Origin of the sequence: Halobacillus sp. A5, assembly GCF_024189315.1 — a bacterium.
Lineage (GTDB): Bacteria > Bacillota > Bacilli > Bacillales > Halobacillaceae > Halobacillus_A.
In genome coordinates, this window is record NZ_JAIZEO010000004.1 from 327808 (window position 1) to 340400 (window position 12593).

A 12593-nucleotide genomic window follows, 5' to 3' on the forward strand; every position below is an offset into this window, starting at 1 on the left:
GAGCACGCTTTATCTTCTTATGACTACTCTATCAGCAAGATCCCATCAGAAACCGGACGTTCTCCTACAGGGTCAGACGGCTGATTAACATCTTCTTCTCCAACCGTCATCGTTGACGACCCTCCTCCATCCAGATTCATACCTTCCACAGCACCGAGAGACTGAAGCACTTGAGCACTTTCATAGAAAGTCAGTCCTAAGCTTTCCTCAGGATTACGGCCATCGACAGTCACCAGCAGGATATTCCCATTCTCTTTTATCCCAGCCAGTGATCTCGGATGGCGGGTTTCGGCAAATCGATAATAAAAACCCTTACTCCAGCGAAATCCTTCTTCCTCGGCTTGAATATCAATGCTGCCGTCGTTTAAAAGCTGCGGCCCGCCACCGATGATGCCCAAATCAGAATCATCAGTCATCGGCCGGCCGCCTTCCAATACATTTTCGTCAATAGCGAGGTGGTCTCCAACGGAAACGGAGTCCTTCATCCACTCAGCCTGTTCTCCTGTTGCTGATAAGACGGTGCCTTCGTCCGGGATACGCCTCCCGCGTTCTGAATAGTGCTCTGTCACTTCACCTGCTTCATCAACTACAGCTTCAAATCCTTCTCCATCAGGGGTGGTCTCTCCAAAAAAGTCATCGTATCGAATGATTTCTGACGAATCAGTACAGGTAACGTCATGCATCGGCTCATTAGAAGGCTGGTCCCCCACTCCGCCACAGCTTCGGCTCAAGCCTGGTTTTCGGTTGATCCCATCAATGACCGCCGCTTCTCCGCTCTCTGTTTCCATTTTTAGATTCGTCGAAACCTCAGCAATCTCAGCCTCGTTACCGGAAAGCAGCAAGCTCGTTCTCTCCCCGATGGCCTCACTTACTAAATGGCCGTCGGTCATGTAAGCCCCGGCTGGATCGCCCGGCACTCCGTCATTTGAGCCTACTACAAAATAGCCGCCATTTATTCCAGCAATTGCCCCGGTTCGACCGGCAATGGATGATATGGTTTCACGGTCCTCAATTTGGCTATGAGCCAGCTTATTCGTCAACTCTCCATTAAATTGGTCCGGGTTGATTTCAAGGACATCAAACTGCCAGGGACCAGTGGTTTTATTCGTGCCATCATATTCGGAATACGTAACATTTGTGTTTTCATAACCGTCCGCAGATGCCTGCCCGGCCAGCTCTTCGGCTTCTTCTTCCTTCTCAAAAGTTCCGATTTGTACAATGTAGCCTAAGCTTCGATCCTCCACATCCGTATGTTTCCTATTACGATTATGTACTTTATCCGTCTTGGGCTGGTATCCGTCTTCTTTTAATTCAGCAGTAAGATCCTCAGCTTCTTCTCTTGAATTAACTAAAGAAGCCTCCACAGTATATTCTGCTTGCTCTGAAACATAGCCCCGGGTAATTTCCGTATACTCTACTCCCTCGGCTAAGCGAGTACCTGGCCTGGTTTCCGGCAGATTATTCTTCCCAATTGAAAGCTTAGCCGGTGGTTGATTATTATCGGCTTCCGAACCTTCGCTTGGAAGTACGACTAGAAGAATAATCGCGGTTAACACAAGAGCGGCGGCTGGTTTTATTAATAATGACTGTTTCATATCTGTCTCCTTTTCTTTGAAATTGAAAAACATACTCATATAATTACCCTCAACTTTAACAGAATAATCCTTATTTCTATGTAAATAATCTTAACATTCAAGTCCTATTTTGTTTACAATAGGAGTCAAAAAGGAGAAAGGGTTTTTAATAGAGGAACAAATAAGGGCCCGTCCCAGCTGGGACAGACCCTTATCTTATGTTTTACATTAATAATGGTATGAGTAAACCTGCCAGCAGCAAGATGAGGGCGCCGCCCAGGCGGGAGGAAATCTGCGCGAATGGCATTAGCTCCATTCTTCTTGATGAGGACAGAACAGCTACGTCTCCTGTTCCTCCCATGTTAGCCATACACAGGCCAGCTGTAATGGCTGATTCAATCGGATAGAAGCCTACTAGTTTACCAAGCAGCCCAGCACCGATCACAGCACCGACTACAACTCCAAGTACAGTGACAATGTATTGAAGCGTTAAAGCTTCGAGTACTTGACCTAAATCCGTATAGGCAATTCCAATTCCAAAGAGAAGAGCAAACGTCCAATTTTTTGCAACGAATTTATACCACTGGTTCGCTCCGTCTAAAATATTTTTTGGAATGATGTCGGCAATTTTGGCAATGGCTACAATAATAATCATTAATGCGTAAGCATGCAGGGGAATAAATCCGGCCGCTAACGTTCCGATCGTAAAGAAAAGGACCGCTGCCAATAATCCAACCCCCATCTTTTGGATGTCAAAAGATGATTTTTCTTCTTTGTATTCAAACCCTTTTAATAACTGACCGTTTCCAGATAAAGAAGGTACTTTTTTTCCAAGGATATTCAGCATGCTCGCTAGAATAATAGCAAAAACGTTACCTAAAGCCAGTGCAGGGACAAGCATTGAAATATAATAACTAGGATCATTTCCCATTAATTCACTATAAATCTGACTCATTGGAACCGCTCCAGCTCCCATGCCGCCTCCCATGATCGGCATTGTAATCACAAGCACTGCATCCGTTAATGAAAATCCAACGAGAGCACCGAATAAACCAGCAACCAGCATGGCTCCAAACACGGCACCAAAGATTGGGATAAAGTATTTCAGACCGACTTTTATTAGGATCTGCTTATTCATCCCTAGAATACTACCTGTAATTAAGGCAGCAATATAGAAGTTTAAGAATCCTCCGTCCTTCATGAAATCATTGATCATCGTAACCGTAGAATCAGGAATTAATCCCGCATAGGCCATATACGCGGCCCCAAAGATGGCTAAGATTGCCCCGCCACCTAGGTAGGTTTTAAGAATCGGCGTTTTATCACCAATCCATCCAAAGAGCTCCCCAAGGACCATCATAATGAGCAGACTGCCGATCATCCCCCCTGGTAAGTTTCCTGTATACATGCTGACTAAAGTCAAAGCAGTAATTGCCAGAAACCAAATAAGCGGAAGACCAAAAATTGTAATCGCTTTCTTTTCATAGTTTAGAGAAGTAACATTCGGCTTTCCAGTTTGTTCTTTACGAACTCTTTCAGCTGAGCTGGACATGTAAATCTCTCCTTTGTTAATAGATTTGAGAGTACTTAGCGTTACACTAAGCACTCTTCCTTTTGACTCACGGACTGTTCCACGGCATTAGCTACCGTTTCAGCAACGGTTTTGTTAAGGGCGCTTGGTATGACGTAATCCGAGCAGAGTTCGTCCTCCGAAACGACCTTGGCAATTCCTTCAGCTGCGGCTACTTTCATATCAATCGTAATATCTCTTACCTTTTTATTAAGTGCCCCTTTAAAAATCCCGGGGAAAGCCAGCAGGTTATTGATTTGGTTTGGATAATCGGAGCGTCCGGTTCCGACAACAACAGCTCCTGCTTCCAGCGCATCTTCAGGATAAATTTCCGGCACAGGATTCGCTAATGCAAAAATAATCGGATCTTCCTCCATCATCTGGACCTGTTCTTTATTTAATACTTCCGGAGCTGAGACGCCGATAAAAATGTCCGCTCCAACGATCACTTCATTCAAACCTCCATGCATACGATTCAAGTTCGTTTTTTCCGCGATAGAAGCCTGTCTGGGATTCATCCAGGATGCGCCTTTTCTCAAGACGCCTTCTAAGCTGACTAACGTCACATTCGTAAATCCGGCATACAACAGTAGATCTGCTATTGCGATTCCAGCGGCGCCAGCGCCGTTAATTACAACCTTTGTATTTTGTTTGGACTTGTTCACAATTTTCAAGGCATTAATTAAAGCTGCTAATACGACTATAGCTGTACCGTGCTGATCATCATGAAAAACAGGAATATCGAGCTCTTTCTTTAAACGTTCTTCAATTTCGAAACATCTTGGTGCTGAAATGTCTTCAAGATTTATACCTGAGAATGAAGGTGCCAGCGCTTTTACAATGGAAATGATCTCTTCAGGATCTTGTGTATCCAGACATAACGGAAACGCATCAATCCCTGCGAATTTTTTAAAAAGCATGCTTTTCCCTTCCATTACAGGTATGGCTGCTTTCGGGCCAATATCTCCTAACCCTAAGACAGCCGTTCCATCTGTGACAACGGCCACCATATTCCCCTTTGACGTCAGCTCGTCAGCTTCTTCAGGATGGTCAGCAATGGCTTTACAGATCTCAGCCACTCCAGGTGTGTAGACTAAACTTAGGTCTTCTTCTGTATCAACGGGCATCTTGCTTGCTACTTCTATCTTGCCTTTAAACGTACGATGCAAATTTAATGTCTCTTCCGTTAGATTGTCTCTGTTCATCTGCTTACCCTCCAAAGAAATCGCTTTCAATTATAGGTTCCATCTTATCTGCAAAAAGCTTCACCTGCCCATCATATGAAAGTAAAAATCTTATTGTAATTAAAAAAAGCAGCCGTGGTTGGCTGCTTTTGTGCTGTTGAAAAATATGATGACACTCTGAATCGCGGTTATAATTTGATTTACGCTGATTTATTTAAAAATTCGCAGATATTAATAAAAAACCGCTGATAAAAACAAAGGTCCGCTCCCTCGAGAATAGCACGAGAAAACTTAAGGGTGTATTTAGAAGTTAAAAGCAGAGATACTTAATTGCTTTCCTAGTGATAGAATTCAAGATCCCGCATTTCCTTGACCTGATACTGGTAAACGGGACGGCCTACCCCATAGATGAGAGTTTCCTCCAGCACATCAATTTCTTTTAGGAACTTTAAATATTTTCGGACGGATACTCTTGAAATATCGGTCTCCCGGGCAATCTCATCTGTTGAAAAGGCGTCAGCTTCTTTCAGGCGGATTACTTCAATAATGTGCTCCAGCGTATTTTTCGTCAATCCTTTAGGAACTTGAATTCGATGACTCTCCTCCCGGTCCTGCTTGCTGAAAATTTGATCCAGCTCCTCCTGGCTTACTTTCCTTTTATCCTGCAAAACGTTATGGTTTTCTTTATATTTTTGCAATGCGCCTTGAAGTCGTTCAAACTCAAACGGTTTAATTAAGTAATCGACGACGCCGAGCCTCAGGGACTGCTGAATCTGCTCTTTTTCAGAAGCGGCCGTGATCAGAATGACGTCGACCTGCTCATCCTTTTCCCTTAGTTCCTTCAGCAGCTGCAGGCCATTTTTTCCCGGCATGTAGACGTCGAGAAGTACTAAATCTACTTGTGATTGGCTCAAACACTTATTAGCCTCTTCTACATTTCGGGCAGTGGCAACTAATTCAAAGCCTTCCACCTGGCCGACGTATTTTTTATTTAAATCAGCCACCATCGGGTCATCCTCTACAATAAGTACCTGGATCATCCTTCCTTCACCTCCGCTTCATATGGAACGATCACCGTAAACGTCGTTCCTTCATGTACAGTTGACTCCAGTTCAAGGGAGCCTTCGAGGACATTAACACTGGCTTGAACGAGATGTAACCCGTACCCCCGGTCATCTCCTTTTGTCGATACCCCTCTTCGAAAAATCTCTTCCTGATCTTCTTCTTTAATGCCGGGTCCCGTGTCGCTTACTGTTATCGTCAGTAGCTCATCGACATAGGAGAGGAAAAGCGAAATGCTTTTCTCTTCGCTTCCGGCCATGCTTTCAACCGCATTGTCGAGCAGATTGCCGATGATCGTTACTAATTCATGCGTGACCGTTTCATCATCTGCAGCTGGAATGATGGTTTCACAATTTACAGATAAGCGGATGTTCTGTTCCCGCGCATAGCTTAATTTACCAATCATAAAGCCCGCCAGAACAGGGTCCTTAATCTTATTCGTGATCACATCCGCTTCATGTACCTGATGATCAACTAACTGTTTAATATACGATTTCACATCTTTAAACGATTCCAGCTCGATCATTCCAAGCAGAACGTGTAGCTTATTCTTAAACTCGTGCGACTGAGCACGAAGCGACTCGGCGTACAACCGGACGCCTGTCAGCTGTTCCGCCAGCTGGTTGACCTCCGTTTTATCCCGAAACGTCGAAATGGCGCCCACCACTTCATCATTTACAATGAGCGGCACGCGGTTGACGATAATGGATGACCCGTTGATCACCTGTTCTTCATCAAGCTCCGCCTCTCCCGAATGGAGCACTCTCTCCATCATAGAGTAAGGAAGATAATCCGAAATGTGGAGTCCGACCGGATCTTCATCCTGGATGCCGGCCTTTTGAAAAATTTCACGCGCCGACTTGTTCACAAGGGTAATCCGCGCTTCGCTGTCTACCGCTATGATTCCCTCCCTTACCGAATGCAGCATTCGATTACGCTCTTCATGAATTCTTGCGATCGCCACAGGCTCCAGTCCGAATAAACTCCTTTTAATATAACGGGCGAGGAGAAACGCCCCCATTACTCCGACCAGACCGCCAATTAAGGAACCTATGAGAATATTGCGGTGACTTCTCTGCAGCGAAGCTTCCACTGCATCCAGGGAAATCCCGATCGACACAGCTCCCACCTGTTCCCCATTATCCCCTTCAATCGGAGTAAAGGCGCGGACCGAATGCCCAAGAGTTCCTTCTGAGATCGATATGTACTCTTCACCGTTCAGCACCCTCTTCTCATCCCCGCCGACGAAACGCTCCCCAATTCGCTCCGGGTTCGGGTGAGAATGACGAATTCCGTCCATATCCATGACAACTACAAACAGAACATCCGAAGCTTCCTGAATGCTCGTTGCATAATCCTGGATAGTTCCATCCCCCGATGGGTCTTCCAGCTCATTCTGCACCACCTGGGACTCTGCTACGGAACGGGAGACAATCAGCGCCTTTTCCTCCAGTTGATCACGAATGTCATCACTTGTGCTTTCAGTAATCAGCAGGTCGGTTATTAATAATGAAAATAAAACCACCAGCAGCACGTAGAAAATAATCATTGTACTTAGTTTAAAACGAGATTGATTCATAATTCTGCTCCTCATTGAGGTTGTTATTTTAAAGTGTACCATTCCTTCGGTAAATGTAGAAAACTTCGTTAAAAAGAAAATCTCCACCTCGAGGCCCTTCAATATATTAAATACTTTCACTCATCTAAGAATAAATATCTAATGAATTGTATTTACCAGTGAGGAGGGTATAGATTGACAATCCAGACTGGTCAAGGAATTCAGTGGCTCATTGATAAGCTGAACGAGGATCAATTATCTGATGGGTCCTGGAACTATCCATTTGACACAGGAGTACTGACGGACGCTTACATGATTATTTTAATAAGAACGTTAGAGCGTGAAGATAAAGAAGAGTTGATTGAGGGACTGGCTGCGAGAATCATAAGTAAGAAGGAAGATAATGGATGGTGGAAGCTTTACCATGATGAACCTAAAGGGAATTTGGCATTGACAGTGGAATCGTATTATGCCCTGTTATACTCAGGGTATTATGCGAAGAACGACTCCAGACTGCTGGAGGCGAGAAGTTTTATTACATCTAACGGCGGTATAGAAAAGGTAAATATATTCTCAAAAATTATGCTTGCGATTACCGGCCAGTACAAATGGCCCTCTTTATTTCCCGTCCCTGTGGAAGTGATGCTTCTGCCACTGTCTTTTCCTCTTAACTTCTATCAAATCTCCGTGTATGGAAGAACCAATCTGGCTCCCATATTAATAGTGGCAGAGAATAAATTCAGTAAGAAGACCAGCTTAAGCCCGGATCTCAGCGATTTATTTATAGATAGAACGGAAGATGAAAAGTGGGAATATCCGGCGGAGTGGCGTTCTTTATTTTCAACGATTGAAAGTGGCGTGAAGAGCTTAATCGGACTGCCGTCTCATCTGCATTCATTAGCAATAGAAAGGGCTGAAAGCTATATACTCGACCGCCTGGAACCTGACGGAACATTTTACAGCTATTTCAGCTCCACTTTTTTAATGGTCTTCGCTTTACTTTCGCTGAAATATCCAAAGAATCACACTCTCATCTCCAAGGCCGTAGATGGGTTAATTTCCATGAAAACTGAGATAAAAGGTCTCCCTCATATGCAGTATACGACGGCCAATGTTTGGAACACCTCGCTTATTAGTACAGCTCTGCAATCTGCCGGTGTCCCTGCCAATGCCTCCGTTATCTCTAATGCAAACCGCTATTTACTGGAGCGGCAGCACTATAAATTTGGGGATTGGGCAATCCATAACCCTCAAGGCCGGCCCGGGGGCTGGGGCTTTTCTAACGTAAATACAATGAATCCTGATATGGATGATACGACCGCTGTATTAAGGTCAATCGTCGAGATGGTTCCCGGCATCCCTGCTTATCGTGAAGCGTGGGACCGTGGTTTATATTGGTTGTTTACGATGCAGAATGATGACGGCGGCTGGGCTTCCTTTGAAAAAAACATCAAAAATAAATGGATCGAATTTCTGCCGGTAGAAAAGGCTGAATATATGTTCAGCGACCCTTCTTCAGCCGATCTTACAGGAAGAACGATAGAATTTTTTGGCAATTATACGAACCTAGCAAGAACACATCCGGCGATCAAACAGGCGGTAAACTGGCTTATGGACTATCAGGAAACCAATAGTTCGTGGTACAGCCGCTGGGGCATCTGCTACATCAATGGAACCTGGGCTGCGGTCACCGGCCTTAGGGCTGTCGGCCTCCCGACGGCCAATCGAGCCATCCCGTCAGCTGTAACATGGCTGAAAAGTATTCAGAATAGTGACGGCGGCTGGGGGGAATCCTGCTTAAGCGACAGTAAAAAGGAGTATGTCCCCCTCAGGTCAAGTACATTAACGGACACCGCCTGGGCCCTTGATGCCCTGATTATGGCTGAAGATCATCCAAGTAAGGAAATACACAGAGGCGTCGAATATTTACTAAACTCTATTAAAAAAGAAGATTGGACGACCGAATATCCAAAAGGGCAGGCTATGGCGGGAACCTTCTATATCCATTATCACAGCTATCGTTTCATATTCCCTTTACTCGCCCTCGCACACTACCGTGATAAATTTGAATAGTTAGCTGCTCAACAAAAAAGGCAATTCACCACATGGGTGAATTGCCTTTTTCTAAATAGATGTGATTGCTGCTTTAACAGGTGTCGAACCACCGACCACCTGAAATTCCCTGCCGATCGTCGAGTCATCCTCCAGGCTGGCTGCTATTACAGAAGCAACGTCTTCCCTGGGGATTTCACCTCTTTCCACTTCAACAGCAGCTTCGACTTGACCTGTTCCCTCATCATTCGTCAGCCTGCCGGGATGAATGATCGTGTAATCAAGGTCTGTTCTTTTCAGCCACTCATCGGCATAATGCTTAGCGGCCACATACGGTGCAAAGGATGAATCCGCCGCCTGAATCGCTTCACGCCTCGTGTCAAATGAGCTGATCATAACAAACCGCTTCACCCCGGATGCTTTAGCTGCTTCAATGGTTTTAACTGCACCGTCTAAATCAATTAAAATCGTTTTGTCTTTGCCAGTGCTGGGGCCGGAACCAGCTGTGAATACGACTGCGTCGACACCTTCAGCTGCTTTGGCAATCGTTTCGATATCGTCTTCGAGATCAACCACGACGGTTTCGACGCCCTGTTCCTCAAAAAAGGACGCCTGCTCGGGTTTACGGATCATAGCTTTCGCTTCCAGACTATCCCTTTCTTTAATGAATGAAATGAGATGCTTACCAATCTGTCCATTTGCGCCTACAACGAGAACCTTCATTTTCTCCACCCTTTCTCAGCAGATATTACTTATATAGTAAATGTGATTGATGAATAATGTCTAGAAAGTCAGCTTGCGGTTAAATGTCAGAATCCCCTTCTCTACATTAGTAGACGGCTGCTAGAAAGCAGCCGTCTGGACCAGGTTTTATTATGGATAGCCTAAAATTGTTTTCACTTCCAAGTATTCCTCTATACCATAATCGCCCCATTCTCTGCCGATCCCGGATTGTTTAAAGCCGCCAAACGGGGAAGAAAAGTCTGCTTCTGTGTCATTAACCTTCACACGTCCCGCACGAATGCCTGAAGCTGCTTTTCGAAGCATGGCCGGATCCTTTCCGTACACATACCCAGCCAGGCCGTAAATGGTTTCGTTGGCGGTCTCAATCGCTTCTTCAAGCGTATCGTAAGTGAGCACCGTCATGACAGGGCCAAAGATTTCTTCCTGTGCGATAACCATCTGATTATCAACATCCGTAAAGATGGTTGGTTTCGTATAGTAGCCTTTATCCAGCCCCTCAGGTTTACCCGTACCTCCAGCAATCATTGTCGCTCCTTCTTCAATCCCTTTTTCTATATAGGACTGCACCGTATCCCACTGTTTTTTGGAAACGAGCGGACCGATGTGATTGCCTTGGCGCGGATCACCGACAGGAAATTCAGACAACGACTTCTTCATCGCTTCTTCAAACTCTTCCTTCATAGAAGCTGGAATTAATGTCCGTGTCGCTGCTGAGCACACCTGTCCGGAATTCGTTGCAATATGACCAACTGCTGCCTTCGCTGCCTCCTCGACATTGGCATCTTCGAGCACAATGAGCGGTGATTTTCCGCCAAGTTCAAGAGCCACCTTCTTAATCGTTTCTGATGCATTTTTCATGATTTTCTCACCTGTAGCACCGGAGCCGGTAAAGGATACAAAGTCAATGTCCGGGTGGGAGCTGATGCCATCACCAATCACTGACCCTGAGCCATTCACAAGATTAAACACGCCTTTAGGAACCCCGACCTTATCGAAGATTTCCGTTAAAATAACCGCAGCAAACGGTGTCAGCTCCGCCGGCTTCAAGACGACAGGACTTCCTGCCGCAAACGCACTCGCAATTTTTGTAGACGTCTGGTTGGTCGGGAAGTTCCATGGTGTGATCAACCCGCTGACACCGATCGATTCTTTCATGCGGGTATGTCCGTCATGCTCCTCAATGAAAGAGAAATTCTTCAGTGATTCCGCGGCCTGTGAAAAATGGTTGTACCCCATCATAAAATGAATATTCTCTGAGATCTCAAGCGGAGAACCAAGTTCGTCCGTAATGGTTTCAATGATATCCTCTTTTCGATTCTCATATTCCTTGGCGATGTTTTCGAGCATTTCAACGCGTTCTTCTTTTGTCGTTTGTGAAAAAGACGGAAACGCATCACGCGCCGCCTTCACCGCTTTATCTAAATCCTCTTTCGTACCGAGACTGATTTTTCCGATCACTTCTTCTGTAGCAGGATTAATTACTTCCTCGGTTTCTGAACCCGTAGAATCTACCCATTCACCGTTAATATAATGCTTCAAATAATTTCGCATGAGATTATTCTCCTTTATATATAAAAATAAATTTATTGTTCCTGCAGAGAGTTTATCCTTTATTTAGGGAATCGAAACATTATTCGAAGTCCTGCCGGTTTTATTCGCTTAAAGGGCTGCTTACGTTTTATTCATAATCTGTACTCCCTATTAATTCACCAAAAAAAGACAATTCACCCTCAAGGCAAATTGTCTTCTTTTTATATATTCCCGGCATTCGTTCTACTGCCGGCTTAAAACTCTTCATAAACTGCGGGATCCTGATCGTTTATCCGGCCATCCGGACGAGTTAACTCTGCGACCATTCTCATTTCATTATCCGTGAGAGAGAAATCAAAGATTGATAGATTTTCCAGCTGCCGATTTGGAGAGGATGACTTCGGAATAGGAATCGCACCTAATTGATGATGCCAGCGTAAAACCACTTGAGATATCGTCTTATTGTGCTGATCCGCAATTCTTTGAAGTGTCTCATTTTCCAGCACATCATTTGCCCGGGCTAATGGGCTCCAGGATTGTGTTTTAATATTATGCTCTTCGTGCCACACTCTCTGCTCTTCCTGATTGAAAAAAGGATGTAATTCGATTTGATTAATACTTGGCTTCGTACCCGTTTCCTTTTCTAAACGGTCCAAATGCTCAGGCAGGAAGTTACACACTCCAATTGAACGGATCAGCCCCCATTTTTTAGCGTCAATCAAGGCTTGCCAAGCTTCTACATATTCATCCTGTTTAGGATTAGGCCAGTGAATCAGATATAGATCATAATAATCCAGGTTCCCGCGGTACAAGGATTCCTGTATAGCTGTAACCGCCTTATCGTATGTCTGATACCGGCCTGGCAATTTAGATGTAATGATTAATTCATTTCTTGAGACCGAACTGCGTCGAATGGCTTCGCCTACGGTTCCTTCATTTTCATAATTATAGGCTGTATCAATCAGCCGATAACCGGTATCAATCGCGGTGTCGATCGCCTGTGCCCCTGCATTTCCGTTCAGTTTATAGGTGCCCAGCCCTATAGCTGGCAAAGTGGTTCCATCGTTTAGCGTAACCTCTGGAATGGAAGAACTCATCACTGCTCACTCCTTTAAAGTAATAGTTTAAGAGTATCATTATAATGAAAAGTTTTCCAAGTTTCCTGAAAAAGCATAGAGCACTGGAGCTTTAATATCGTTCCGGCTGACAAGTACATGTTCTGCAGTCTTTTGTTCTTAAGTTGTTAACTTTCAATGTTAAAGACAATGATATATAGGGAAGAGAATAAATGGATGATTTATATCAAAAAAGGAGTGGAA

9 protein-coding genes are annotated in these 12593 nt (G+C 44.7%); 1 reads left to right on the forward strand and 8 read right to left on the reverse strand.

The genetic code is table 11. The annotated features are described in order from the left end of the window. Positions 1-23: 23 nt before the first annotated feature. The 5 genes from LF822_RS16825 to dcuS form a co-directional block, all read right to left on the reverse strand. Positions 24-1595, reverse strand: a complete 1572-nt coding sequence (locus tag LF822_RS16825) for a phosphodiester glycosidase family protein (protein WP_253925244.1) — start codon at positions 1593-1595, stop codon at positions 24-26. A gap of 202 nt (positions 1596-1797) precedes the next feature. Further along, the gene (locus tag LF822_RS16830; protein ID WP_253925245.1) at positions 1798-3126 is read right to left on the reverse strand and encodes a 2-hydroxycarboxylate transporter family protein; all 1329 of its coding nucleotides are present in this window, start codon (positions 3124-3126) and stop codon (positions 1798-1800) included. Between the two features lie 41 nt (positions 3127-3167). After that, positions 3168-4349, reverse strand: a complete 1182-nt coding sequence (locus LF822_RS16835; RefSeq protein ID WP_253925246.1) for an NAD(P)-dependent malic enzyme — start codon at positions 4347-4349, stop codon at positions 3168-3170. Positions 4350-4666: 317 nt separating this feature from the next. Beyond that, positions 4667-5368: a response regulator gene (locus LF822_RS16840; RefSeq protein ID WP_253925247.1), complete on the reverse strand. Its 702-nt coding sequence runs from the start codon at positions 5366-5368 to the stop codon at positions 4667-4669. Further along, positions 5365-6969, reverse strand: coding sequence for a DcuS/MalK family sensor histidine kinase (gene dcuS / locus LF822_RS16845; RefSeq protein WP_253925248.1), 1605 nt, complete (start codon positions 6967-6969; stop codon positions 5365-5367). Before dcuS ends, LF822_RS16840 begins: the two co-directional genes overlap by 4 nt. 174 nt (positions 6970-7143) lie before the next feature. Here dcuS and LF822_RS16850 point away from each other — a divergent pair, with 174 nt between their 5' ends. Continuing rightward, positions 7144-9021 (forward strand): terpene cyclase/mutase family protein, encoded by a 1878-nt coding sequence (locus tag LF822_RS16850; RefSeq protein ID WP_253925249.1) that lies wholly within the window; start codon positions 7144-7146, stop codon positions 9019-9021. 51 nt (positions 9022-9072) lie between these two features. Here LF822_RS16850 and LF822_RS16855 read toward each other — a convergent pair whose 3' ends face one another. The 3 genes from LF822_RS16855 to LF822_RS16865 form a co-directional block, all read right to left on the reverse strand. After that, positions 9073-9723: an SDR family oxidoreductase gene (locus tag LF822_RS16855; RefSeq protein WP_253925250.1), complete on the reverse strand. Its 651-nt coding sequence runs from the start codon at positions 9721-9723 to the stop codon at positions 9073-9075. Positions 9724-9873: 150 nt separating this feature from the next. Next, on the reverse strand, positions 9874-11295 hold the full coding sequence (locus LF822_RS16860) for an aldehyde dehydrogenase family protein (RefSeq protein WP_253925251.1): 1422 nt from the start codon (positions 11293-11295) through the stop codon (positions 9874-9876). 233 nt (positions 11296-11528) lie between these two features. Beyond that, the gene (locus tag LF822_RS16865) at positions 11529-12371 is read right to left on the reverse strand and encodes an aldo/keto reductase (RefSeq protein ID WP_253925252.1); all 843 of its coding nucleotides are present in this window, start codon (positions 12369-12371) and stop codon (positions 11529-11531) included. Positions 12372-12593: the final 222 nt, after the last annotated feature.